At 66.9% G+C, this 24,534-nt stretch carries 22 protein-coding genes; all 22 read left to right on the plus strand.

Annotation, left to right across the window (positions count from 1 at the left end; genetic code table 11):
- The first annotated feature begins 104 nt into the window (after nt 1-104).
- The 22 genes from N2652_03075 (at nt 105) to N2652_03180 (ending at nt 24,533) form a co-directional block, all read left to right on the plus strand.
- Nucleotides 105-2,240: a polysaccharide biosynthesis tyrosine autokinase gene (locus tag N2652_03075; GenBank protein MCX7818181.1), complete on the plus strand. Its 2,136-nt coding sequence runs from the start codon at nt 105-107 to the stop codon at nt 2,238-2,240.
- Nucleotides 2,241-2,270: 30 nt separating this feature from the next.
- Nucleotides 2,271-3,002: a polysaccharide export protein gene (locus tag N2652_03080; protein ID MCX7818182.1), complete on the plus strand. Its 732-nt coding sequence runs from the start codon at nt 2,271-2,273 to the stop codon at nt 3,000-3,002.
- A gap of 33 nt (nt 3,003-3,035) precedes the next feature.
- Entirely contained in the window at nt 3,036-4,913 is a 1,878-nt protein-coding gene (locus tag N2652_03085) for an O-antigen ligase family protein (protein ID MCX7818183.1), read from the plus strand.
- Nucleotides 4,914-5,108: 195 nt separating this feature from the next.
- The gene (locus N2652_03090; protein ID MCX7818184.1) at nt 5,109-8,402 is read left to right on the plus strand and encodes a glycoside hydrolase; all 3,294 of its coding nucleotides are present in this window, start codon (nt 5,109-5,111) and stop codon (nt 8,400-8,402) included.
- Between the two features lie 402 nt (nt 8,403-8,804).
- Nucleotides 8,805-9,098 carry a peptidylprolyl isomerase gene (locus N2652_03095; GenBank protein ID MCX7818185.1) on the plus strand — a complete coding sequence of 98 codons (294 nt, stop codon included), beginning with the start codon at nt 8,805-8,807 and terminating at the stop codon, nt 9,096-9,098.
- Nucleotides 9,099-9,199: 101 nt separating this feature from the next.
- Nucleotides 9,200-9,505: a hypothetical protein gene (locus N2652_03100; protein ID MCX7818186.1), complete on the plus strand. Its 306-nt coding sequence runs from the start codon at nt 9,200-9,202 to the stop codon at nt 9,503-9,505.
- A gap of 41 nt (nt 9,506-9,546) precedes the next feature.
- Nucleotides 9,547-10,548: a sigma-70 family RNA polymerase sigma factor gene (locus N2652_03105; GenBank protein ID MCX7818187.1), complete on the plus strand. Its 1,002-nt coding sequence runs from the start codon at nt 9,547-9,549 to the stop codon at nt 10,546-10,548.
- Between the two features lie 41 nt (nt 10,549-10,589).
- Entirely contained in the window at nt 10,590-11,096 is a 507-nt protein-coding gene (coaD, locus tag N2652_03110; protein ID MCX7818188.1) for a pantetheine-phosphate adenylyltransferase, read from the plus strand.
- Nucleotides 11,093-11,590 carry a DUF177 domain-containing protein gene (locus N2652_03115; GenBank protein MCX7818189.1) on the plus strand — a complete coding sequence of 166 codons (498 nt, stop codon included), beginning with the start codon at nt 11,093-11,095 and terminating at the stop codon, nt 11,588-11,590. The genes coaD and N2652_03115 overlap by 4 nt, the downstream gene beginning before the upstream one ends.
- Nucleotides 11,590-11,772, plus strand: a complete 183-nt coding sequence (gene rpmF / locus N2652_03120) for a 50S ribosomal protein L32 (protein ID MCX7818190.1) — start codon at nt 11,590-11,592, stop codon at nt 11,770-11,772. The genes N2652_03115 and rpmF overlap by 1 nt, the downstream gene beginning before the upstream one ends.
- Before the next feature lie 15 nt (nt 11,773-11,787).
- Entirely contained in the window at nt 11,788-12,795 is a 1,008-nt protein-coding gene (plsX, locus tag N2652_03125) for a phosphate acyltransferase PlsX (GenBank protein ID MCX7818191.1), read from the plus strand.
- Between the two features lie 35 nt (nt 12,796-12,830).
- On the plus strand, nt 12,831-13,829 hold the full coding sequence (locus N2652_03130; GenBank protein ID MCX7818192.1) for a ketoacyl-ACP synthase III: 999 nt from the start codon (nt 12,831-12,833) through the stop codon (nt 13,827-13,829).
- Nucleotides 13,826-14,767 carry an ACP S-malonyltransferase gene (gene fabD, locus N2652_03135; protein ID MCX7818193.1) on the plus strand — a complete coding sequence of 314 codons (942 nt, stop codon included), beginning with the start codon at nt 13,826-13,828 and terminating at the stop codon, nt 14,765-14,767. The genes N2652_03130 and fabD overlap by 4 nt, the downstream gene beginning before the upstream one ends.
- 49 nt (nt 14,768-14,816) lie before the next feature.
- Nucleotides 14,817-15,563, plus strand: a complete 747-nt coding sequence (gene fabG, locus N2652_03140) for a 3-oxoacyl-[acyl-carrier-protein] reductase (protein ID MCX7818194.1) — start codon at nt 14,817-14,819, stop codon at nt 15,561-15,563.
- A gap of 31 nt (nt 15,564-15,594) precedes the next feature.
- Nucleotides 15,595-15,831 carry an acyl carrier protein gene (gene acpP / locus N2652_03145; protein MCX7818195.1) on the plus strand — a complete coding sequence of 79 codons (237 nt, stop codon included), beginning with the start codon at nt 15,595-15,597 and terminating at the stop codon, nt 15,829-15,831.
- A 49-nt stretch (nt 15,832-15,880) separates the two neighbouring features.
- The gene (fabF, locus tag N2652_03150) at nt 15,881-17,125 is read left to right on the plus strand and encodes a beta-ketoacyl-ACP synthase II (GenBank protein MCX7818196.1); all 1,245 of its coding nucleotides are present in this window, start codon (nt 15,881-15,883) and stop codon (nt 17,123-17,125) included.
- Between the two features lie 154 nt (nt 17,126-17,279).
- Nucleotides 17,280-17,642, plus strand: a complete 363-nt coding sequence (locus N2652_03155) for a hypothetical protein (protein ID MCX7818197.1) — start codon at nt 17,280-17,282, stop codon at nt 17,640-17,642.
- Nucleotides 17,643-18,283: 641 nt separating this feature from the next.
- Nucleotides 18,284-20,668: a glycosyltransferase gene (locus N2652_03160; GenBank protein MCX7818198.1), complete on the plus strand. Its 2,385-nt coding sequence runs from the start codon at nt 18,284-18,286 to the stop codon at nt 20,666-20,668.
- A 107-nt stretch (nt 20,669-20,775) separates the two neighbouring features.
- Nucleotides 20,776-21,981 (plus strand): hypothetical protein, encoded by a 1,206-nt coding sequence (locus N2652_03165; GenBank protein MCX7818199.1) that lies wholly within the window; start codon nt 20,776-20,778, stop codon nt 21,979-21,981.
- A 215-nt stretch (nt 21,982-22,196) separates the two neighbouring features.
- Complete coding sequence (locus N2652_03170; protein MCX7818200.1) at nt 22,197-23,186, plus strand: MoxR family ATPase; 990 nt, start codon at nt 22,197-22,199, stop codon at nt 23,184-23,186.
- Nucleotides 23,187-23,214: 28 nt separating this feature from the next.
- Nucleotides 23,215-23,652, plus strand: a complete 438-nt coding sequence (locus N2652_03175; protein MCX7818201.1) for a hypothetical protein — start codon at nt 23,215-23,217, stop codon at nt 23,650-23,652.
- Entirely contained in the window at nt 23,649-24,533 is an 885-nt protein-coding gene (locus N2652_03180) for a DUF58 domain-containing protein (GenBank protein ID MCX7818202.1), read from the plus strand. Before N2652_03175 ends, N2652_03180 begins: the two co-directional genes overlap by 4 nt.
- Nucleotide 24,534: the final 1 nt, after the last annotated feature.

Here is a 24,534-nt window from a genome sequence, read left to right on the forward strand (position 1 = left end):
GGGGTGGGATCCGCAGCGGTCCGGACGAGGGCGGCGGGGGCGCGGGCCCCCGCCGTCGCGTGCCGCGGGTGATTGCCGCCGGCGCAACGACGTAGAGGTCCGCGATGGACGAGCAACCGACAGCCAGCGATTCGAGTCTTCATTTTTTTGATTACTGGCGGGTGATCCGCTCTCGCAAGGAGGTGGTGCTCGCCGTACTGCTGCTGACGGTCGTCACAGCGGTGATCTACACCTTCTCGCTCGAACCGGAATACATGGCGCAGGCGCGCATCCTTGTGCGAGAAGATGCGCTGGACCTGCCGGTCTTCGAGCGGGAGTTTCAAACCGGGTGGAACCCGTACTTTCTGCGCACGCAGTTCGAGCTCATCAAGTCCCGTCCGATCCTCTACCAGGTGGCCGCGAACCTGAACCTCGCGCAGGTTTGGGGGGAACGGTTCCGCGCCGACAAGCGACCGCTCTCGAAGGACGAAGTGTATGAACATCTGATGCGGAGTCTCGAGGTAGACCAGTCCCGCGATACCAGCCTCATCGCGATCCGCGTGCGAAGCCGTGACCCGGAGGAGGCCGCGAGGATTGCGAACGAGGTGGCCCAGGTCTATCGAGACCAGCGGTTGAACGTAAAGCGAAACGAGCTGCGTCGCGCGCTGGATGCCGTGCGCGCGGAAATGGAAAAGCAGCGGGAGCGGGTCGCGGCGAAGGAGGCGGAGGTGGAACGGCTCCGCAAGGAGCTGGGCGTCGCAGTGATCGGCTCCATGGGCCAGCCGGGCAGCGGCTTCCGCGTGGACAAGGTGCGGCTGCAGCAGTTGGAGGCCGATCGCATCGCGGCGCGGGTGGACATGTTGTATCGGAAGGCTCGGATGGAGCAGCTGGAGGCGATGACGCCGGAGGAGCTGATGGAGTCCGCCTCGCTGATCGTGCAAGACTCCGAGATTGCGACGCTGCGGCGGCAACTTGTGGACACCGACGTGCAGCTGAAGCTTTTGCTGCAGACCTACGGTGAGAACCATCCGGAGGTCGTCCGCTTCCGCGCGGGTCGCGAGGAGCTGCAGCAGAAGCTCACCAACGCGCTGAACGGTTTGAAACGGGGTGTGCGGGCGGACTACGAGGTGAGCCTCGCGCGGTACGAGGCGCTCGACCAGGAGCTGAAGGCTGCGCGCGAGGCGGACATCGCCGCGGAGGGCGAGAAGTACCTACCGTTTGCGAAGGCTGAGCGCGAGCTGGACTTGGAGCGAAACGTGCTGCAGGTGCTGGAGGCGCGCGTGCGACAGGAGGCCATCAAACTCGAGGTGCCGAGCACGCCGGTCGAGCTGGTGGATCCAGCCGAACCGCCGGTGCGGCCGGTGGGACCTCGACATCTCTTCAATATCCTGCTCGGCCTCATGATTGGTACCATCGCCGGCCTCGGGATCGCGTTCTTCATCGAGTACCTCGACACGTCCGTGAAGACGGTGGACGACGTGGAGCGGTACCTCGGCCTGCCCGTGATCGGCATCATCCCGCAAAAAGTCCGCCCGATGATTCTCGATGGTCCCGACTGCTCGTACGCGGAGGCGTACCGCGTGCTGCGGACGAATCTGTTGTTCTCAAACAAGGGCGTGCCAGGGGGCGCGTTTGCCATCGTCAGCGGTGGCGTGGGCGAGGGGAAGTCCACCACCCTCTTCAATCTGGCCTATGTGTGTGCGACGATGGGCGACAAGGTGCTGATTGTGGACTCCGATCTGCGACGGCCGGTGCAGCACACGATTCTGAACATGCCGAACCGGTTCGGCCTCACCAACGTGCTGATGCGCGACGTGCCCATCGAGGAAACGATCAAGGCGGTGCCGAACGTGCCGAACCTTCATTTCCTTCCGAGCGGCAAGCTCCCCAGGTCCTCGGTCGGCGTACTGAACACGCAGCGGATGCGTGAGCTGATCAAAAACCTTCGCGCGCGCTATGACTACGTGTTCTTCGATGCGCCGCCGGTGATCGGCGTCAGCGACGCCTCCATTCTCGCCAGCGAGGTGGACGGTGTACTGCTGGTGGTGCAGTACCGGAAATACCCGAGAATCATGTCGCTGCGCGCGAAGCGAATGATCGAAAATGTGGGCGGCCGCATTGTCGGGGTGGTGCTGAACAACATCAACATCCTGCGCGACGACTATTACTACTACTACCACTCCTACTACTCGAACTATTATTATCAGCATGCGCCGCCGGCCGAGGAAGCGGCGAAGGCCGAGGCGGGGAAACCGGCCTGAGCCGGCGGGTCCGACGGAGCATCGGCAAGCATGAAGCAAACAACGCAAGGTTGCCGAAGTGTGGGCATCGCGCTCGCCGCGCTCCTGTGGGCGGCCGGGTGTCACGGAGGACTGGGGCGCCGCGGGGATCTGCCGCCGTTGCGGCTGGAAGGTTCGTCGCCATTTCCTGCGGAAACCGCCGCGGTGCCGAGCGGGGCGAGCACCAACCGTACGCCGGCGGAGGGGGAGCCGGCACCGGTCACGCGCCCGGGCGAGACCACCGCCGAGATGATCCCCTCTGCAGGTGGCGCAGCCTACCGACTACGGCCGGGTGACAGCGTCGTGGTGATTTTGCGAACCGTACAGTCCGAACAGTTCGAGATGGTCGTGGACGAAAACGGCGACATCAAGCTGCCGTACATCGGCGCGGTGCGGGCGGCGGGTCGCACCGCTCGCGAGGTCGAAGACCAGATCCAGAAGCTCTACATTGACGGAAAAATTTACCGATTCATCACCGTGAACGTGCTCGTGCCGACCCGGAGCTATTTCGTGCGCGGAGAGGTTCGCAATCCGGGGCGGTTCCCGCTGATGGGCTCGGTTCGGCTGCTCCAGGCGATCGCCGCCGCAGGCGGATTCACGGACTTCGCCGATATCAGCGACATTCGGCTGACCCGCGGCGATAAGACCTACCGTCTGAACGGCCGCGAAATCGAGCGGAACCCGGAAAAGGACATCGAAATCGAAGCGGGCGACACGATCGTCGTCAAACGCACCTGGTATTGACCACGCCCTCCGGCGATGCCTGATAGCGCCCAGGTGCCGGCTGACTGGATCCGGCGGCGTCCCGCAGCGGCGGCGACGTACGAATTGATCGCCCTCACGCTCGCGGTGCTGCCTGCGCTGCTCGGTCCGGTTCTGTTCGGGGCAGTGCGGCTGTGGTCCATTCTGCCGTTGAGCATCTCCGCCTGGCTCGCGTTTCTGCTGCTGGCGCTGCGGCCGTTGGTGTTCCGGGCAATGGTGCCATGGTCCGAACCGCCCGCAACGCTGACGGGTTTGCTCTTTCTCGCCTACGCGGTCGCGCGCATTCCGAACGCGGTGGCACCCTACGAGGCGATGCTGCGCGTTGTGATGATCGGCGCCGGCTGGGCGGCCTATGTGGTGGTGGCCAATCTGGCGGGCCGGTCCGGCCGGTGGAAGTGGGTGCTCGGCGCGTTGCTGACATTCGCGGCCCTCAATGCGGTCTACGCCTGGGCACAGCACGCACAGGGCTCGCGCGCAGTGTTGTGGATCGAGCGCGACAGCTCCTACGGAATGCGCATGGGCGGCACCTACGTCTGCCCGAACCATTTTGCGAATTTGCTCGCGATGACCGCGGCACTGGCGACGGGTGTGCTGACCGCACCGGAGGTCGGCTGGACGCTGAAAGTCATCGCCGCGTATGCGGCGGTATTGGTGCCTTGGCCTCTGATCCTTTCGCAGTCGCGCTCCGGGGTCGCGTGTGCGATCGGCGCGCCGTTGCTGACGGGCATGCTGGTGTCAACTCGCCGGGGCGTGAAGGCCGCGCTCGCCGCACTGCTGGCGCTGCCGGTCCTCGCGGTGGTGGTGGGAGTGGTCGTTTGGACACGGGCGGACGATCTGCGCGGGCGCCTGGAGCGCTCGCCGGAGGACCTCCAGTTGCGCGTGGAAATGTGGCGGGGCACACTCCGAATGATCCGTGATGCGCCCGCGTTGGGACACGGTGGAGGGAGTTTTCATCTGGTCGACAGTCTTTATGTGAATCTCCATCCGGGCCGGGCCGCCGTGCATGCGCACAATGACTATCTCCATGTCGCCGCCGAGTACGGAGTGGTCGGATTGGGACTGGCGGTGATGGCGGGCGTTGCGATGGTCGTTGGACTGTTGCGCTTGGTGCTGCGCAGCCGGCACGAACGAAGCGCGCGGTTGGCGGCCGGTGCGCTGGGCATGCTCGCGGCTGCACTGGCGCAGTCGCTGGTGGACTTCAACCTGCACATTTTCGGGAACAGCCTCACGTTGCTGGTGGCGATCGGAGCGGTCGCCTCGGTCGCGCATGCGAGCGGTGAGCTTCGCAACCGTCTGCCGCCGCCCTGGATTGCACGCGCGGTTTCACTGGTGGGCGGTGCGGTGGCGGTGCTGGCGCTGGTTGTCGCGGTGCGGGCGCTGGGTGCCCATTTCTGGGTGGCTGTCGCGGCCGAGCGCGCTCTCGCGCGCGGAGACCTGGTCGCGGCCGGTCGCGCGGCGGAACGCGCCGAGGCTTGGGATCCGCGCGCGATCGCTCCGCTGTTGACCCGGGCCGAGGTGGCGATTCAGATGGCGCGGACGGAGCCCGACGCAGCGCGCCGAGCGAAGTTGCTGGAACAGGCGGCAACGCTCTGCGAGGAGGGGCTTCGTCGGAACCCTCGCGAGCCGGGTTTTGCACATCTGCAAGCACAGGTCCTCAGCTTGCGCGGCGACGACGCGGCAGCACTGAAAGCGTTTCAGCGCCTCGTCGCGGACTACCCCAACCGCCCATATTTCCGGGTGCGGCTCGCCGCGCAGCTTGAGCGCATGGGCCGGCTGCAGGAGGCGGCCGAAGCATTGCGAGAGGCGCTGCGGTGGATGCCGGAGGACGAGCATGCGCGCCGTTACCTTCGCGTGCTGGAACTGCGGATCGCCGCCAGCGCCGCGCGCCCGTAACAGTGTCGCAACCAGCGGCTGAGGAGTGGCGAAGCACTGCGGTACGGATCGCAGACGCATTCATCATGCGAGGGGTGGAGGAGGTGACATTGTCGTGAGCGCACAGACTGCCGGTTGCCGTCCGATGGCAGAGTCAGTTGCGCCGGTGGAAGGATCATCTGTTGGGATACTTCAGGGTGCTGGACGGGGTGCTTCATGAGCTGCTCGCACACTCACATAGTCGGAAAGTTCGTTACTGCGTACCGCCATGAGTTGGCGGTGACGATGACCACCGCAGCGACCCTCGTCGGAGCATGGGAACTGCCGTTGGCCGGTGGGTGGCGACTGCGCCTTGATCCGACCGACGTGGGCGAACGTCAGCGGTGGTTTGAGCATGTTGAGGAGACCCAGCCCGTCCGGCTGCCCGGCTCGTTGGTGGAGCAGCGCATCGGCGATCCCATCGGTTTGCATACCCCATGGACGGGCACCATCGTTGATCGATCCTGGTTCACCGCGCCCGAGTTCGAAGCGGACCGACAGCCCGGCCGGATTCGCGTACCGTTCTGGCTCCAGCCGGAAGTCTGCTACGTGGGCGCTGCCTGGTACCAGCGGGAAGTGGAGATCCCTCCAGAGACGGCCGGCCGACGACTCGAGCTGGCGCTGGAGCGTCCACACTGGTTCACCACCGTCTGGTGGGATGGGCGACGGGTCGGCGATAGCGATTCGCTCTCCACCCCGCATGTGTTCGACCTGGGCGACGCACAGCCCGGTCGCCATCGGCTGACGATCCGGGTGGATAACCGTCTCGCAATCAATGTTGGTTCCAACTCACACAGTGTCTCTGACCACACACAGGGCAACTGGAACGGCGTGGTGGGCGACCTTCATCTGCGCGCGACTCCTCGCGCCTGGATTGAATGGGCGAGCGTCCATCCATCCGCGGCGCACCGGAGCGTGGTCGTTGAAGTCCGCCTGGCCGCGCGGCCGGACCTGGTGGGCCGTCGGGGCCGGTTGGAAGTGCGGATGGTCCCCGACGGCCCGCGGGCGCGGCTGGAGCCGGAACTCACCTCGACCGGTGCACTGGTTCACGTCGTGCTCCAACTGCCTCAGCACACGCCGCTGTGGGACGACATCTCGCCGAACTGCCATGCACTGGAGGTGGCGTGGGAGGCGCCGTCGGGCGGGAGCCAGTCGCGGCGGTTGCTGTTTGGTCTTCGGGACGTCGAGGTGCGCGACCGTGCGATCCTCGTGAACGGGATTCCGCGGTTTCTGCGCGGTACGCTCGACTGCTGCGTTTTTCCGAAAACGGGTTATCCGCCGACCGCGCCCGCGGACTGGCGCCGAATCATGGCGAAGATTCGCGAGTATGGCTTCAACCACGTGCGGTTCCATTCCTGGTGTCCTCCCGAGGCGGCGTTCGAGGCCGCGGACGAGGCCGGTGTGTATTTGCACGTGGAGTGCGGCACCTGGCCCAACAGCGGCGCGACCATCGGAGACGGTGGCCCCCTGGACGCATGGGTGGAGCGGGAGGCGGAGCGCATCGTTCGGTGGTACGGCCACCACCCTTCGTTTTTGATCCTCTGCCATGGCAACGAGCCCGCCGGTCGCCGTCACGCGGCGTGGCTCGCCGACTGGGTCGAACGGTGGAAACAGCGGGATTCGCGCCGGCTATACGTGGGCGCTGCCGGCTGGCCGATCCTGACCAACGAACACGTGCATGTCACACCGAGGCCGCGCCTCCACCAGTGGGGGGAGGGGCTGAACTCCCGTCTCAATTCGAGGCCGCCCGAGACCACCAGTGACTTCCGGCGGATTGTCGCCTCGTTGCCCTCGGCGGTCATTGCGCATGAAAGCGGCCAGTGGTGCGCGTTCCCGAACTTTGATGAAATTCCGAAGTACTCGGGTCCCCTGAAGCCGAAAAACTTTGAAATCTTCCGCGATTTGCTCGCGCGCCGGCACATGGCCGACCTCGCGCGGCCGTTTCTGCTCGCGTCTGGCCGGCTGCAGACGATCTGCTACAAGGAGGAGATCGAGGCGGCGCTGCGCACGCCGGGGCTGTCCGGATTTCAGCTTCTGTCTCTGCAGGACTTCCCTGGCCAGGGGACAGCGCTGGTCGGCGTGCTGGACGCGTTTTGGGAGGAGAAAGGCTATGTGACCAGTGCGGAGTTTCGCCGGTTCTGCGGGCCGGTGGTACCGCTCGCCCGCCTTCCGCGCCGGGTTCTTGAAGCGGGAGAAGAAATGGAGGTGTCCATTGAGGTGGCGCAGTACGCCGGCCGCGAGCTGCGCGATCTCGCGGTGCGTTGGTGGTTCGGTCCGGCGGGTGGAGCCGTCAAGGCCTCGGGGCAGTTCGGTCTCGCGGTTGCGCCGGTGGGGCTGGTGACGGCCGGCGTTGCCCGCTTGAACACCGCGGCGGGACCCTCGCCGGCGCGCTGGACGCTCGAAGTCGGGCTTGGGGCCGGGGACGCATCCACAAACGAACTCGCGCGCAACTCCTGGGATGTCTGGGTGTTCCCGCCGAAGCCCGACGCCCCGCCCCCCCAAGGGCTCACGCTGGTTCGTGAACTTGATGACGCCGCAGTCGCCGCGCTCCGCCGCGGCGGCCCGGTCCTGTGGCTGGTTCCTCCGCAGGCGGTGCGGACCGATGTCGAACTGGGGTTTTCTAGCGTGTTTTGGAATACCGCCTGGACGCGCGGGCAGCCGCCCCACACGCTGGGTCTGCTTTGCGACCCCCGCCACCCCGTCTTCGCCTCGTTTCCAACGGCGGAACACTGCGATTGGCAGTGGTGGGAGCTGCTGCGTGGCGCGGCCGCAATGGTGTTGGACGACCTGCCGCCCCAGCTGCGCCCGCTCGTTCAACCGATTGACACATGGTTCCGCAGCCATCGGCTTGGTTTGCTCTTTGAAGCACGGGTCGAAGAGGGGCGTCTCGCGGTGTGTTCGATGGACCTGGACAACGATCTGGACCGTCGCGCCGCGGCCCGGCAGTTTCGGCGGAGCCTCTTTGACTATCTGATGTCTGGTGCGTTCCAGCCGAAGGTCGACGTACCGCTGGAACAAATTCGCGGGCTCGTGCGTCCGCCGTCGCTGGCGGAACGTTTGCGGGCGAGGATTTCCGCGGATGGCGAACAACGCGGATTTGAGGCGTGGCGGGCGCTGGATGGTCGTCTTTCGACCATCTGGCACTCGCCGTGGGAGCCGGCGCGAAAACCCTATCCGCATGTGCTGAGGCTCAGTTGGGCGGAGCCCACGGTCATTGCCGGTGTGCGCATCTGGCCGCGTCAGGAGGAGCGTGGTGGCGGTCATTTCGCACAGGTCCAGCTGACCGCGGACGGCGAGAACGGACCGGGAGTGTTCGTGGAGCGTTCGCCGACGAACGTGGCGCCGCTGGAGCTGCGTTTCGCGGAGCCGGTTCGCACCCGGGGGTTGACCCTCCGCTTTTTGCGTGGCCGTGGCTTGGAGCCCTACGCAGCGGTTGCCGAGATCGAGCTGCTTTCACCTGACGGGCAGTGAGAAAGAGGAGGGGACGATGCGTGCAAGACCGGAGGCGGCGCACCTGCGACGGGGCAGCGCAGACCGCCTCGACCGCAGTCGCAGCGGCGGCTGAACAACCTCAGCGGACCGCCCCTCGGCGCCGGAGCTCAGCGGCCGTCCGAACGGGCGCGTCGCGGGATGTTTGACCGGAGTGGTGCGGCCGCGAGCGCCAGTTCCGATCGTTGGATGCGAGCGGATGGAGGGGCTCCAAGGATTGGAGACGGCGTTCGGGCGCGCCCGCCCCGGGCTGAGCTGTTTGCCGCACAGAGGGGCAGCGGCGGCAGGGTGTTCGCTGCTGCTGAAGCGCGTGCGACCGTTTTGTGTCTCGTCGGGGCAGGGTGTCCCCGCCATGCTGGGCGTTGTGGAGGCGAGGAGGCGGCGATGAAATCGATGCGGATCGCCACGATTGCGCGGATCAGCGCGGCAGTGGTGGAGGGCAGTGGGCGAACGTCGGGGGAAGCGGCGATGGATACATCGAGCCCGCCATGGCGAGCGTCGTCGGAGCCGGAGGTGGCCAGGCTGCCGGCGGGCGCGGCGATCCGCACCAGCCCGGGAGAAATTGAGATCGAGCTCCTTCGTGAATGCACGCGGAACACCGCACGAAACTTCGCCGCATATTCTCGGGCGGGCCACTACGACGGTACGATCTTCCACAGTGTGATTCCCGGTTCGTGATTCAGGGGGAGAGGGCACACTGGCATGCGCGGGAAGCGAACCCGTCCGCCAATCCGCAATGTTGCGGCCCATGGGGTAACGAGCCGGCATGGAACGGTCGCGTGGCGCGCACGCCGGATCCGCACAGCGCGGCCGCGCAGGTGTTCACCAATCTGGCCGACAATTTGGCGCTGAACTATGGGTCCTCCACCGTCGAGGGCTACGGGTACGGCGTGTTCGCGCCAGTGGTGGGTGGCATGGAGATCGCCGATCGCATGGCCGCACAGTCGAGGGGGTTGGTGGGGCCATACGAGGACGTTCCCGTGATGCCGGTGCAGATTCGATGCGGTGCAGCGACGGTGAGCGGGGAAGCGCGGGCGGGGCGGCTTTCGTTCGCGGCGCGCGTATGGAAGAATGCGCGTCGTTGAGGCAGCCGGTTCGGTTGGGACAGCCGACGGCGGAACGCAGCATGAGCGACGGCGACAAGACCATTCGGATCTATCTTCAGGAGATCGGTGAGGTGCCTCTGCTTACGCCGGAGGAGGAGATTGAGCTGGCCGCCCGCATCCGCAAGGGCGATATGGAGGCACGGCAGCGCATGATCGCCGCGAACCTGCGGCTGGTCGTGAAGATCGCGCAGGACTACGCGCGGTACGGACTGCCGCTGCTCGATCTCATTTCCGAGGGCAACATCGGGTTGGTCAAAGCGGTGGAACGGTTCGACCCGCGCAAGGGCGGGAAGTTGAGCACGTATGCGGCGTGGTGGATCAAGCAGGCGATCAAGCGGGCGCTGGCGAACCAGAGCAAGACGATCCGGTTGCCCGCGCACTTAGTGGACAAGATCTCGCGGATGCGAAAGGCGGAGCGCAAGCTCGCGGAGGAGCTTGGTCGCGATCCGACCGATGCGGAGATCGCCGCGGAAATGGGATTGGACGAGGCGACCATCACGCACTGGCAGACGGTGGCGATTCGGCCCACTTCGCTGGATGCGCCCATTGGGGACGAAAACGGGAGCACATTTGGAGAAATCATTGGCGACGAAAGGGCGCGGACACCGGCGGAGGAGCTTCTGGATGAGCAGCTTCGTGCGCAGGCCGAGGCGTTGGTGCGCTATCTTCCGTACCGTGAGCGGGAAATTCTGAAATATCGGTTTGGCCTTCGCGGCGCGCCGGTCGAGACCCTGGAAGAAGTTGGCCGGCGGTTTCGAATCACGCGCGAGAGAGTGCGCCAGCTTCAGAACTCGGCGCTCGCGAAGCTGAGGGACTTGCTGGAGGAAAAAGTGCCGCATCCGAACTATCCGCCGCCGGATTCTCCGTTCTTCCACGACGAGCCGGCCGTTGCCGAGGCGCCGGCGACGCCGGCCAAGACGTCCAAACGGCCGAAGACGCGCCGCCGGCGATCTGTCGCGGCGAGGCCGCGGGGGCGGAAGCTGGCGCGGACGCGCGCGGCGCAGCGACGGAGGCGGCGTTGAACCGGCCGGGAGGCGCGGCGGACGAGGAGCCGCGGGAGCCCATGAACCGATCCGCGATTTACGCCGGCACCTTTGATCCGATCACGCTGGGACATCTGGACCTGATCGGGCGCGCGGCGGCGATTTTTCCCCGCCTGATTCTGGCGGTTGCGAAGAACCCGCCGAAACGAACACTTTTCACGCCGGAGCAGCGTGCGGCGATTGCCGCAGAGGCGGTCCGGGAACTTCCGAACGTGGAGGTGGAGCTCTTCGACGGGCTGCTGGTGGAGTTCGCGCGTCGGCGGGGCGTGCGGGTGCTGGTGCGGGGATTGCGCGCGTTTTCGGACTTTGAGTTTGAGTTTCAGATGGCGCTGACGAACCGGAAGCTGGCGCCGGACATTGAAACGCTGTTTCTGATGCCGACGGAGGAGTACAGCTATGTGAGTTCGAGCACCGTTCGGCAGATTGCGGAGCTGGGGGGAGATGTGCGCCGATTTGTTCCCCACTGTGCGTGGCTGGCACTCCAGTCTCGGTTGCCGGCCTCTCGCACCGGAGGTTCGCCGCAGTGATCATCGAAATTGCGAAAGTCTCCGCGGAGGGCTCGCTCTTCGAGGGAGAAGAGGACGGTGCGCTGCTCGAGCTGAGTGCGAACGACCTCTACACGGTGTCGGAGCCGATCCGGTATCGGCTGATTGCGCGCAAGGTGGGGCGGCGGCTGGTCGTAAGCGGCGCCGTGGAGATTCGTCTTCAGGCGCGCTGCCGACGGTGTGCTCGGTCGTTCTCGACTTTTTTGCGCGAATCGTGTTTTCTCTACGAGTACGAGACGCGCGAAGGGCAGCGGGATGTGGACGTGACTCCCGAGTTGCGGGAAGCGCTGCTGCTTCGGTTGGATCCGCATCCGCTGTGCGCGCCGGCCTGCGCCGGTTTGTGCCCGCGTTGTGGTCGGGATCTGAACAGCGGTCCCTGCGGATGTGAACCGCGCGGGTCACCCAACCAGTCGCGCTGGTCGGCGTTGGACAAGTGGAAAGCCGTGCCGCCGCCGACCGGTAAGGAGATGAGCTGATGGGTGTTCCGAAAAGACGGAAGTCGAAGAGCAGGAAGCAAATGCGGGTTCGGTCGCATCGGCATCCTAAGCCGCCGATGAGCCGCTGCCCAAAGTGTGGCGCGTGGGCGCAGCCGCACCGGGTTTGCGCCACCTGCGGATACTACCGGGACCGGCAGGTCGAGACGGTCACCACGGAGTGATGCCGCCGGGCGGCTATGCGGATCGCGATTGATGCGATGGGGGGGGACTATGCCCCCCGGGAGATCGTCGCCGGCACCGCGATGGCCGCAGCGGATTTGCCGGCGGATGTGGAGGAGTTGATTCTCGTCGGGCGGGAGCCCGAAATCCTCGGGGTGATGCCGGGGGGGCGGCTGCCGCCGCGCGTGCGCATCGAGCCGGCCGGCGAAGTGATCGAGATGGGGGAGCCGGCGGCCGCGGCGGTACGGCGAAAGCGCGACTCGTCCATCAACCGCGCGATGGAGCTGGTGAAATCCGGGGTCGCGGATGCGATGTTCTCGGCCGGCAACACGGGTGCCGTCGTCGCCTGTGCGACGCTGAAACTCAGGACGCTGCCCGGTGTGCTGCGGCCGGCGATCGCCACCTCGATGCCGGGGCCCGCCGACACGCCCTGGGTGCTGATTGATGCGGGCGCGACGCCGGACTGTTCGGCGGATCTGCTGGTCCAGTTCGCGGTGATGGGAGCGGTTTACGCGCGGGAGATCCTCGGCATCGCGGAGCCGCGGGTGGGGCTGTTGAGCATCGGCGGGGAGGAAACGAAAGGGAATGAGATCACCCGTGAGGCCTTCGCGAAACTGCGGGATTCGCCGTTGCGGTTCGAGGGCAATGTGGAGGGGCACGATTTGTTTGGGCGGCGGGTGGATGTGGTGGTGTGCGACGGTTTTGTCGGCAACGTGGTGCTAAAAACGTGCGAGAGCGTTGCGCACTTTTTCGGCCATGCGCTGAAGGAGACGCTCCTGCAAACTTGGGCCCGGCGTCTGGGGGCGCTGTTGATCCGCCGCGGGCTCGCCGAGCTGCGCCAACGGGCCGACGCCTCCTCCTACGGGGGCGCGCCGCTGCTTGGCGTGCGCGGAGTGGTGATCATCGCGCATGGCGCTTCCAACGCTCGTGCGGCGGCGAACGGAATCCGGGTGGCGATCGAATCGGTACGCCGTCGCGTGCCGGAAAAGATCGAGCGCGGCATCGGGAGTTGGGGGCGTTCGTGAAGGGCGTGGCCGCATCGCCTCCGGGCGCGGGCGCGATGCTGCGCCCCGTCGCGATTGCCGGCGTGGGTTCCTATGTGCCTGCGCGGGTGATGACGAATCACGACCTCGAGCGGATCGTGAACACCACCCATGAATGGATCGTGACGCGAACCGGCATGCGGGAACGCCGGATTGCGGCAGACCACGAGGCCACCTCCGATCTGGCTTCTGTTGCGGGCCGGCGTGCGCTGGAGGCGGCGGGTGTCGTGCCGGCCGATGTGGACATGATCGTGGTCGCGACGATCACGCCGGACTATCCGTTTCCGAACACGGCCTGTCTGGTGCAGCGCCGGCTCGGGGCCGAGCGGGCGTTCTGCATGGGATTGGAGGCCGCCTGTTCCGGTTTTCTGTACGCGATGGAGACCGCGCGATGGCACATCGCCGCCGGGGCGGTGGAGACCGCGCTGGTGATTGGCGCAGAAAAGATGAGCGCAGTGCTCGACTGGAGTGACCGCTCCACCTGCGTTCTGTTTGGTGATGGCGCGGGCGCGGCGGTGCTGCGGCCGGCCCCGCCCGGCCGCCGCGGCATCCTCTCCTCCGTGCTGGGGTCGGACGGGTCGCTGTCGGAACTGCTGATGGTGCCGGCGGGTGGCTCCCGGCGGCCGACGACCGCGGAGACGGTCGCGGCGCGTGAGCATTATCTGCGCATGCGTGGCCGGGAGGTGTTTCGTCACGCGGTCACGCACATGGCCGATGCTGCGCTCGCGGCGCTGAAGCGGGCGGGTCTGACAATGGCGGACATCCGCTGGGTGATTCCCCACCAGGCGAACCTGCGGATCATTGCGGCGATCGGAGAGAAGCTGCACTGCGGGGCCGAGCGATTCATCGTGAATGTGGAGAAGTACGGCAACACCTCCGCGGCGTCGATCGGGCTGGCGCTGGACGAGGCGGTGCGCGACGGGCGGATTCGCGATGGCGACCTTGTGCTGATGGTTGCGTTTGGCGCCGGCTTCACGTGGGGGGCGACCGTGATGGAGTGGACTAGCCGCACATGAACACCCCGACGACGGCGGCGGTGTTCCCTGGGCAGGGGGCACAATGCGTTGGAATGGGAGCGGACCTGGCGGCGCGGTACCCGGCGGCCGCGGCGCGGTTTGAGGAGGCGTCGGCGGTGCTGGGGTTGGACTTGCGCCGCTTGTGCGCGGAGGGACCGGTGGAGGAACTGACGCGCTCCGACCGCGCGCAGCCGGCGATTTTCGTGGTCAGCGCGATCTGTGCGGAGGCGCTCGCCGAGGAGGTGTCGCGGCCAAACTGGGCGGCCGCGGCCGGCCTCAGCTCCGGAGAGTGGACGGCGCTGTGGCTGGCCGGTGCGCTCTCGTTCGAAGACACCGTTCGCGTGCTGGCCGCGCGGGGCCGCTTCATGCAGGAGGCGTGCGAGACGAATCCCGGCGGCATGGTGAGCGTGATCGGTCTGCCAGAGGAGACGCTCCAAGAAATTGCGGCGGCGAGCGGGGCGGAGATCGCGAACCTGAACTCGCCGGAGCAGACGGTGCTCTCGGGCCGGCGGGAGGCCGTCGAGGCCGCCGCGCGTCTGGCGGCCGAGCGTGGCGCCCGCCGGGTCGTTCCGCTGAACGTCGCCGGAGCATTTCATTCGTCTCTGATGGCGCCCGCGGCCCGCCGGCTGGCGGAACTGCTGGCTGGTGTGCCGATCCGGTCACCCCGCTTTCCGGTGTTGTCCAATGTGACCGGGCAGCCGCACGGAACGCCCGAGGAGATCCGTGCCCGAATGGTGGAGCAAGTCACCTCGCCGGTTCGGTGGGTGGACTGTGTTCAAACGATGCGCGCGATGGGTGTTTCCCGGTTCATTGAGGCCGGCCCCGGCCGCGTGCTGTCGGGCCTGATTCGACGCATTGACAGGGATGCGGAAATCCATAACATCTGCGACTCCCCAACGTTGGATGCGGTGGTCCGGACGCTTGCCGGCGCCGGTTGATTCCGCGAGGGCGTGAGGGGCGTGGTGGCGCGCAGGTAGGTGACCACCGATGGCGGATCTGAGCGGAAAAACAGCGCTGGTGACCGGGGCCGCCCGCGGAATCGGGCGGGCGATCGCGCTGCGTCTGGCCGAAGCCGGCGCCGACGTCGCGGTGTGCGATCTGGAAACCGGCTGGCTGGAGGAAACGGCGGCCGGGATCCGGCAGGCCGGTCGCCGCGTCGAGGTCTTTGCGTGCGACGTCAGTCGGGCCGACCAGGTCGAGGCGGGGGTGAACGCAGTCGCGAAGGCATGGGGCCGGCTCGATGTGCTGGTCAACAACGCCGGGATTACCCGCGACACGTTTCTCGCGCGCATGTCCGAGGCCGACTGGGACGCGGTGCTCAACGTGAACCTTAAGGGGGCGTTCCTGTTCACCAAGGCGGCGAGTCGTTGGATGTTGAAGCAGCGTTCCGGTTCGATCGTGAACATCGCTTCCGTGATCGGCATCATCGGCAACGCCGGTCAAGCCAACTATGCGGCGTCGAAAGGGGGGCTCATCGCGTTCACTCGCACGGTCGCCCGCGAACTTGCCTCTCGGAACGTGCGGGCGAACGCGGTCGCGCCGGGCTTTATTCGGACCGCGATGACTGATAAACTCCCGGAGGAGTTGAGAACCCGAATGTTGAGCGCGATACCGCTGGCGCGGTTCGGCGAGCCCGATGATGTGGCGCGCGTGGTTCTGTTTCTGGCCAGCGACGATTCGGCCTACGTGACGGGCCAGGTGATTTCCGTGTGCGGGGGGATGGTGATGGCCTGACCCGCCACGAGCCGAGGAAGGAGAACCGAACATGTCACTCGAAGACAAGGTCCGGGATCTGATCGCTGAACAGCTCGGCGTGAACAAGGAACAGGTCACGCCCGAGGCGTCGTTTATTGAAGACCTGGGTGCCGATTCCCTCGACACCGTGGAGCTGGTGATGGCGTTCGAGGAAGCGTTTGGAGTTGAGATTCCGGATGAGGATGCCGAAAAGCTCACCACGGTGGGCGCGGTGTTGAACTACTTGAAGGAGAAAGGGTTCAACTGAACAAGTTTCGCCGCCGGCCGATCTTCACATACCGGATGACGAGGGGCACGTGTCCGACCGCCGCAGGGCTGTGATCACCGGCCTCGGATGGGTCACCCCCCTGGGGTGCGACATCGAGGGTGTGTGGTCGCGCATGCTCCGGGGCGAGTCCGGTATTGGCCCGATCACCAAGTTCGACGCTTCCGCGTTTGACTCCCGCATCGCCGGTGAGGTCCGTGGGTTCGACATTGACCGCTTCATCCCGAAGAAGGATCAGCGGCGCATGGACCCGTTCTGCCACTATGGCATGGCGGCCGCGAAGCTCGCCGTCGAGGATGCGGGTCTTGACTGGAGCCGCGAGGACCTGACCCGTGCCGGTGCGCTGATGAGCAGCGGCATCGGCGGGCTGTACATCCTCTTCCAGCAGACGAAGGTGTTCTACGACCGGGGGCCATCCCGGTTTTCGCCGTTCATGATCCCGCAGATGATCACGAACATCTTGCCGGGGCTGATCGCGATCGAATTTGGGTTGCGGGGGCCGAATTTCGCGATTGTTTCCGCTTGCGCAACCGGCACCCATTCGCTCGGCGAGGCGATGAGGATGATCCGGGATGGTCGGGCGGACGTGATCATTGCCGGCGGCAGCGAGGCGGCAGTCATGGAGTTGGGGGTGGGGGGGTTTTGCGCGATGCGGGCGCTGAGTACCCGCAACGACGACCCGCCGCGGGCAAGCCGTCCGTTTGACCGCGATCGGGACGGATTTGTGATTGGCGAGGGCGCCGGCGCGCTGGTGGTCGAGGAGTATGAGCACGCACGGCGGCGGGGGGCGCGCATCTACTGCGAACTGGCCGGCTACGGCGCCACCTGCGATGCGTTTCACATCACGGCTCCCGACGAGCAGGGCGAAGGCGCCGCGCGGGCCATGCGGCTGGCGCTGGCCGACGCCGGCATCGGCGCGGACATGGTGGACTACATCAATGCGCACGGCACCAGCACCGAGCTGAACGACCGTTGCGAAACCATGGCGATCAAAGCGGCGCTCGGCGAGAGCGCCGCGCGCCGAGTCGCAATCAGCTCAACCAAGTCCATGATCGGCCACTTGCTGGGCGCCGCGGGCGGCGTGGAATCGATCGTGTGCGCGCTGGCGATACATCGGGGCGTCGTGCCGCCAACGATCAATTACACGACGCCCGACCCCGCTTGTGATCTCGATTACGTGCCCAACGAGGCGCGTCCGATGCGGGTGCGGGCGTGTTTGAAAAACTCGCTCGGATTTGGCGGACACAACGCAACGCTTTGCTTCACCGCAGTGTAGCGGGGCGGCGATGTCCGGCCGGGCGCCGGGCATCCGTCTGCGCGAACTGTGAAAGGCCGTGCGGCTGCCGACGTGCCGTGCGGCGGAGGGATCGGCGACACCCTGGCCGCCCTTTGGCGAGGGCCGTAGGGCCGGGGCAGAAATGGAGAGCGCGATGAGAATGGACCTGCGGCAGATGCCGCTCCACGAACTGGCCCGCCTGTTGCGCGACATCGCGAATGAGCTACAAGCGAGGGGGAATGGAGGAGGGCGCGGAAATTCGATCTATAACCGGGCCACCGGCTACGGCGCCTACACTGGCAACTACGGAAACGCCTATCCCGGGGGGGGATATGGCGCTCCGTCGCGGTTTGGCAACGAGTTCCGACCGCACAGCGGCAATAAGCGCCGTCGGCACCACCGCCATCGGCACTCCGCACCGGGCGAGGACCGTCGCCCGGTCGAGCCGCCCGCCCTGGTGGATGATTTGCCACCCCCGTCCGCTCCGCCGCCAGCGGACCCTGCGAATCCCGCATGACGTGAGAGCTGCGCCTGCGGCTGCGGGGGGGCGCGGACCGGCATTCCGCGGCTGTGTGCGGGTCATCCGAAGGATGGCGTGCGGTACAGGAAGCAGCCGGAGAGCGCAGACCTTGGCGAGGCGTTTCCGCGGGGACTTATCGGGGTGGCCCTTTTGCCGGTGGATCACATTTCCGTGCGTGCTGATTCAGTCCCTCTGCCCGATTCGGCCGGCGTCCGCACGGCGGACGAGGTTCTCCACGGCAATCAGCAGGGCCGGGCCTGAGTTCAAGCGGCGGCGGGCGGCCTGACGATCGAACGAACGCCGGGTGGAGCAGCAGCCCGGTGTGTAATCCTGTGCCGCAGACGAACATGGCGCAGCGGTCCAGCTGGAGCCTCCGCATCCCGCCGCCGTTGTCTCCGATGAAATGCGGCTGCCGCCGGCCGTCCGCATGTTCCCAATGTCGAGAGGCCTGCGGAGTGCATCCGTTGACGCTGAGCGGAGTCGCGGCCCACTTGCCCGCTCGGGGGGCGGCTCGGCTGGGAACGAACGACGCGACGCGAAACGTACGGTTTGCTCGCCGAATCGCAATCCGAAGTTAACCGGCCGCGGCGACGATGGGATTGGGGCGCGGATGCGTCCCCTCGCTGAAGGTGACCGCGATGACACCGCACAACTCCGAGCGCGCTGACCTGCATTTACACAGCCGGGCGTCCGACCGGCCGAGCGAATGGTTTCTGCGGCGCATCGGTGCCCCGGAGAGCTTCCTGGCGCCGGCAGAGGCGTACCGCCGCTGCCGCGAGCGCGGGATGGATTTCGTCACGTTGACCGATCACAACACTCTCGACGGCGTCCTCGAGATCGCGGACCGGCCGGGGGTGTTTCTTTCGGTGGAGGCGACCAGCTACTTTCCCGAGGACGGCGCGAAACTGCACGTGCTGATCTGGGGCCTCTCCGAAGCGCAGTTTGCGACGGTGCAGTCACTTCGGCCCAGCGTTTACGAGCTGTGCGCCTGGCTGCGGAGGGAACGGCTACCCCACGCGGTCGCGCACCCACTGTTCCGCGTGGATGGTCGGCTCACCGCGGACCATGTGGAGCGGCTGCTGGTGCTGTTCGATACGTTCGAGGGTGTGAACGGGTCCCGGGATCCTCGCGCCGGCGTGGTGTTTCAGGCGATCCTCGCCGCGCTGACGACCGAGGATCTGGCGAGGTTTGCGGAGCGGCATCGCATCGCGAACCCGCTGCTGGCGCCCGAACGCAAACGCTGCACCGGCGGTAGCGACGATCACAGCGGTCTGTACCTTGCGGAAGCGTGGACGACGACGCCGCCCGCTGTGACCGTTGCCGAGTTTCTTGACCACCTGCGAGCGGGTCGGCATGAGCCGGGCGGCCGTGCCGGCAGCAGTCTGCGGCTCACGCACAGCGTGCTGCATATTGCCGCGGAGTTTCTGCGCGCGAAATTTCCCGCGCTCGCCGGGGAGCGCAGCCTGCTCGGTGCCGTCCTCGCTCGCGTCGGCGGCGTGGAGCGACCCGCACCGGGTCCCAACCGGCTGCGTCGGGCGGTCGCTGCAGTGGTCCGCCGCGTTCGGCACCGTCGGCTGCCGCCGGCGGAGCGTCAGTTCGCGGAGGAGCTGTTCGCGCTCGCGGAAACCCCGCCGCCCGACGCCGGGGTCGAAGACAGCGACCCGGAAACGATTGCGTTCCGCCGCGCGACCCGCGTCGCGCACCGGCTGGCACTGGTGTTTGCGGAGCGCTTCTTCGAGCGGTTGCGGGCCGGCCGCATCCTCGACGCGATCGAGGCGGGGGCCTCACTGGGCCCGCTCGCGCTGGCGGCCGCTCCGTACCTGACCGCGGTCGCCGCGCAACACAAGGATGAAGCGTTTCTGCAGTCGCTCGCCGACCGAATCCCGGGTGCGGCTGCGCATCGTCGTCGCAGCCGGTACACTGCCTGGCTCACCGACACGCTCACCGATCTGAATGGTGTTGCGCGCACCGTTCGGTCGCTGGCGGCGCTCGCGCACCGCGAGGGCCGCGAGGTTGTCGTGGTTACCTGCCAGCGCGAGGTGCCCGCGGCGGACTATCCGCTCAAGGTGTTTGAGCCGATGGGCGAGTTCACGCTGCCGGAATATCCTCAGCAGCCGCTCCGCATCCCGCCGGTGCTGGATGTGATTGAGTTTCTGGAGCGCGAGCGTGTTGACCACGTGCTGATTTCCACACCGGGCCCCGTCGGCCTTTGCGGCCTGTGGGCGGCGCGGCTGCTCGCGCTGCGGCAGACCGGCATCTACCACACCGACTTTCCCGACTACATCCGGTTGTGGACCGACGACGAGTTGATGCGCGATCTGGCCGTTCGCTATATGCGCTGGTTCTATAGCGGCCTCGATCGTGTCTATGTTCCCAGCCGGGCGACCCTCGAGCAGTTGGTGGCGATGGGGCTGGACCCGCAGCGTCTGACGCTGATGCCCCGCGGCATTGACTTGGACCAGTTCAGTCCGAGCCGACGCAATCCTGACCTGTGGAAGAGGTACGGCGTCAACGGCGGTACGAAGTTCCTGTACGTCGGGCGCATCGCACGTGAAAAGAATCTCGAGCTGCTCGTTGAGGCGTATCGGCGTCTTGCGCGCTCACGGCGGGACGTCGCGCTAGTGCTGGTGGGCGATGGGCCGGAACTGGAGCCGATGCGGCGCCGGTACGCGAACGAACCGGGCATCGTGTGGACCGGCGCGCTGTATGGGGAGGAGCTGGCGTGCGCATACGCGAGCGCGGACGTGTTCGTGTTTCCGAGTCTCACGGACACCTTCGGCAACGCGGTGATTGAGGCTCACGCATCGGGGCTGCCCGCGATCGTTGCGGGCCGGGGCGGGCCGCCGGAGATCGTCCGGTCGCATGGGTCCGGCATCATCGTGGAACGCGACGACCCCGATGCTTGGAGCGAGGCGATGAAGTGCCTGCTCGACGATCTCGCGTGGCGGGATCGGCTGCGGGAGGCGGCGCTTGCGCGGGCGAGGGAGGGCGATTGGCGCCGCGCGCTGGTGCTGTTCGACTGAGCCGGTCCCCGCCGGTGTGCGGCAGGTGTGGGAGCCGATTGCGAGGGTGGGCGGGCGGCTTGTTCCTGCGCCGAACCTGCGATACATCGCCTGGTGGAGACTCGCCGGTGAACGCGGTGGCGTTTGTCGCGCTAGTGGCGGCCGCCTTTGCAGCTGCGAGGGTGGCGGCCGGCGAGAGGGTGCGGGAGCTGGCGGTGCCGGGCGCGCGGGATCCGGTCGTCGTGTACGTGCCGGACGGTCGCCCGCCCACTCCGGGGTGGCCGGCGGTGTTTTTCTATCACGGCATGAACGGCCGGCCGACGGTGGCGCCACTGCTCGCGCAGCCGGCCGCATCGAACGCCCTGCTCATAGGGATGGCTTACGCGCAGCCGGAGGCGGTGGCTCGCAGTCGGGCGGAACACGAAGCGTGGCTTGCGGCGGAGCGCGCGCTGCTGGCCGAGGTGCGGCGCCGGGTCGCCGCGCTCGCACCGTTGGCTCCCGCCGCGCTCTACCTGGGCGGCGTGAGCATGGGTGGCTGGACCGCCGCCGCGTTGCACGACCGCCGTCCGGCGGACCACGCTGGGCTCATCGTGCTCCTTGCCGGGCGGCGTTCGGGCGATCCGTCGCCGCCGGCCGGCGCGTTCAAGGGTCAGCGTGTCTACCTTGGAGCCGGCGAGCACGATCCCAACCTTGCGGCGGCCCGGCGTGCGGCCGCGTACTACCGGTTGCTGGGGGCCAGCGTCACCTTCGAGATGTATCTCGGCGAGGGCCACGAGGTGCCGGATTCGGCGCCACGGCTCAACGCGTGGCTGGCGGCGGAGTTCCTCTACCGCCAGCATGGCGGGGAGGGAGTGCATCCAGAGGTTGCGGCGTGGTGGGCGGACGCGCGTCGTGCGCTCGCCGCAGAAGCTGATCCGCAGCGCAGTGCGCAGCTTGTTGAGGCGATCCGCGAAGATCCCCGCTTCGGGCTCTGCGGCGTTGCGGCGGAGGTCGAACTGCGGCAGGTGGCTCGGGCGCTGGAGCGCAATCCCTGGGTCCGCGACCGCTGGCGTGCGGAGGACGAACTTGAACGGTGGTTGGCGGCGGAGTGGGCTGCCGTATCGCTGGACGCGTTCCGTGCGGTTCGCGACGGGTTGAGCGCGCTCGCCCAACATTACCCCGGAGCACCGGCCACGCGCTTTGCGGTGATCGAGCGAGAGGCGCTGGACCGGTTGCTAGCGCAAAGCCGCACCGTGAGCGTCACCTCGGCGCCCGCTCGGGCACCCACGCCACTGCTGCGCCTGCCCGGCGCGCCGCCCCGCGACCGGCGAGTGCCACCGCTGCGTCGCCGCTGAGGCGGAGCCGGCGTAGACGGATCTGACATCGGCGGGGTGGTGCGGCTCGTCGCGCAGAGGCCGTCATTGACAATCTATTGATGAATAACGGTTTGGAAAAATTGGATTGTCAAACTCCCGGTTTTTTGGCAAACTAAATCGAACGTTATGGGGTTTGAACACGTCAAATGGGCGGTGCACTCCTTCTGACAAAGGGTGTATCCGGTGCCTTTTGGATGAGCGGCGGAATCAGTTGGATTAACGAACAGGTTAGGGCGCAGTCGGGGCTTGTGGAGCGGCTGCGCGCGGAAATCGCGAAAGTCATCATCGGCCAACAGCATTTGGTGGACCGAATGTTGATTGCGCTGTTGGCCGATGGCCACATTTTGGTGGAGGGCGTACCGGGGCTGGCGAAAACGCTGGCTGTCCGGACACTGGCGGCGGCGCTCAACACGAAATTTCAGCGGATTCAGTTCACACCGGACCTGCTGCCCGCGGATCTGATCGGTACGCAGATTTACAACCCTCGAGACGGCACATTTAGCGTTCGGCTCGGTCCGATCTTTGCGAACATTGTGCTCGCGGACGAGATCAACCGTGCGCCCGCAAAGGTGCAGAGCGCGCTGCTCGAGGCAATGCAGGAACGGCAGGTGACGATTGCGGGTCAGGCACATCCGCTGCCAGAGCCTTTTCTGGTGCTCGCGACACAGAATCCAATCGAGCAGGAAGGAACGTATCCGCTGCCCGAAGCGCAGGTGGACCGTTTCATGTTGAAGGTGCGGGTGGGGTATCCCACCCGCGAGGAGGAGCGGCGCATCGTTGAGGCGGAAGCGCGTACACGGAAGGTTCGCGACGTGCGGCCGGTCGTTGACCCGGCGGCGATTCTGGCTGCCCGGGCGGTGGTGGACGAAATCTACGTGGACGAGAAGATCCGCGAGTATGTGCTCGATATTGTCACCGCGACGCGCGACCCTGCCGCGTTCAAGCTCGACCTTGCACCGTTCATCCGGTACGGCGCCTCGCCGCGCGCGACGATCTATCTCACGCTCGCCGCGCGAGCGCGCGCGTTCCTCGAGGGGCGCGGGTATGTGACACCGCAGGATGTGAAGAGTGTGGCGCCCGACGTGCTGCGCCACCGCATACTGCCGACGTATGAGGCTGAGGCCGAGGAGATCACGCCCGATGCGTTGATCAACCGGGTCCTCAGCGAACTGCCGGTGCCGTAGCGGCGCCGGTGCGACGAAGGAGGACGACGTGTACGAGATCTCCGATTTGCCGAAAGCGGCCGACCGTTTCATCGCCCGCATTCGCGATCTGGTGGAGGTGTTGCCCCGCGACGATCTGGCGGGCCAGGCGCTGAGCGTGGAGCTGGAGGCCGCGCACCGGCGTTTCGTCGAGACGTGGAACAGCATCGGCGGGCTGCCGTGTCGTGATCCCCGTCTCTGGCAGCAGCTGGAGCAGGCCGCGGACCGCTGTCTGCATCTGATCGAGCTCCTCTGGAGAACTCAGATGCTGCATCCCCCGAGAGTGCTGCAGATTCTTGCGCACGGTCGGGCTTTCGCGGACGCGCTGGCGCAGCGCCGTCCGGCCGCGCGCCGCGGCGCGGTGACGGCGTCGGCGCCGTCCGGCCGCGCGACCGCCCGCCGGAGCGTGCCGCGGCGTGCCGCGCGCGCGGCCCGCGCGGTGCGATGATCCCGCAGGAGCTGCTGCGCAAGGTCCGGCGCATCGAGCTGCGGTCGCGCCGGTTGGTGAACGAGGTCTTTGCGGGCAGCTACCACAGCGTTTTCAAAGGCCGCGGCATCGAGTTCGACGAGGTCCGCGAGTACACCATCGGCGATGATGTGCGCACGATCGACTGGAACGTGACCGCCCGCATGGGCCAGCCGTTCGTGAAGAAGTACGTCGAGGAACGGGAGCTGACGGTGGTGCTGGTCGCAGATGTCAGCGCGTCGAACCGGTTCGGCAGCCGCGCGCAGCTGAAGAGCGACCTGATTGCGGAGATCGCGGCGGTGCTCGCGTTTTCCGCGATCCGCAACAACGACCGCGTGGGGGTGCTGCTCTTTTCCAACCAGGTCGAGCGGTTTGTGCCGCCGCGCAAGGGCGTAGCCCACGGTCTTCGTGTGATTCGGGAGGTGCTGGCGGCCGAGCCGGAACAGCGGGGTACGGACGTGGGGCCGGCCGTGGAGTTCCTGAACCACGCCCTGCACCGGCGGGCGGTGGTGTTTCTGTTGAGCGATTTCCTCTTTCCCGAGCCGCGGCGGCGTGCGCTGGCGGTCGCCGCGCGTCGACACGACCTGATCGCGGTGATCGTCCAAGACCGGCGTGAGCTGGCCTGGCCGCGCGCCGGCGTGGTGGAGTGGTGGGATGTGGAGTCCGGGCTTTGCCGACTGGTGGACACCTCCAACGCCCGTGTGCGCCGGCAGCTCACCGAGGCCGCGACCGCACACCGGCGGGCGTGGCTGGACCGGCTGCGTGCGGTCGGCGCCGACGCGATTGAAGTCACCACGGGGGAACCCTACGACCGGGCGTTGGTGCGTTTCTTCCGCGAGCGTGAGCGCCGGCAGCGTCTCTGAC

Source organism: Kiritimatiellia bacterium, from assembly GCA_026417735.1.
Taxonomy (GTDB): domain Bacteria; phylum Verrucomicrobiota; class Kiritimatiellia; order PWTM01; family PWTM01; genus CAACVY01.

Coding starts and splice junctions, on each gene's coding strand:
- N2652_03075 (MCX7818181.1), top strand. CDS start 105: ATGGACGAGCAACCGACAGCCAGCGATTCGAGTCTTCATTTTTTTGAT.
- N2652_03080 (MCX7818182.1), top strand. CDS start 2,271: ATGAAGCAAACAACGCAAGGTTGCCGAAGTGTGGGCATCGCGCTCGCC.
- N2652_03090 (MCX7818184.1), top strand. CDS start 5,109: ATGAGCTGCTCGCACACTCACATAGTCGGAAAGTTCGTTACTGCGTAC.
- N2652_03095 (MCX7818185.1), top strand. CDS start 8,805: ATGAAATCGATGCGGATCGCCACGATTGCGCGGATCAGCGCGGCAGTG.
- N2652_03105 (MCX7818187.1), top strand. CDS start 9,547: ATGAGCGACGGCGACAAGACCATTCGGATCTATCTTCAGGAGATCGGT.
- coaD (MCX7818188.1), top strand. CDS start 10,590: ATGAACCGATCCGCGATTTACGCCGGCACCTTTGATCCGATCACGCTG.
- rpmF (MCX7818190.1), top strand. CDS start 11,590: ATGGGTGTTCCGAAAAGACGGAAGTCGAAGAGCAGGAAGCAAATGCGG.
- plsX (MCX7818191.1), top strand. CDS start 11,788: ATGCGGATCGCGATTGATGCGATGGGGGGGGACTATGCCCCCCGGGAG.
- N2652_03130 (MCX7818192.1), top strand. CDS start 12,831: ATGCTGCGCCCCGTCGCGATTGCCGGCGTGGGTTCCTATGTGCCTGCG.
- fabD (MCX7818193.1), top strand. CDS start 13,826: ATGAACACCCCGACGACGGCGGCGGTGTTCCCTGGGCAGGGGGCACAA.
- fabG (MCX7818194.1), top strand. CDS start 14,817: ATGGCGGATCTGAGCGGAAAAACAGCGCTGGTGACCGGGGCCGCCCGC.
- acpP (MCX7818195.1), top strand. CDS start 15,595: ATGTCACTCGAAGACAAGGTCCGGGATCTGATCGCTGAACAGCTCGGC.
- N2652_03155 (MCX7818197.1), top strand. CDS start 17,280: ATGAGAATGGACCTGCGGCAGATGCCGCTCCACGAACTGGCCCGCCTG.
- N2652_03160 (MCX7818198.1), top strand. CDS start 18,284: ATGACACCGCACAACTCCGAGCGCGCTGACCTGCATTTACACAGCCGG.
- N2652_03170 (MCX7818200.1), top strand. CDS start 22,197: ATGAGCGGCGGAATCAGTTGGATTAACGAACAGGTTAGGGCGCAGTCG.
- N2652_03180 (MCX7818202.1), top strand. CDS start 23,649: ATGATCCCGCAGGAGCTGCTGCGCAAGGTCCGGCGCATCGAGCTGCGG.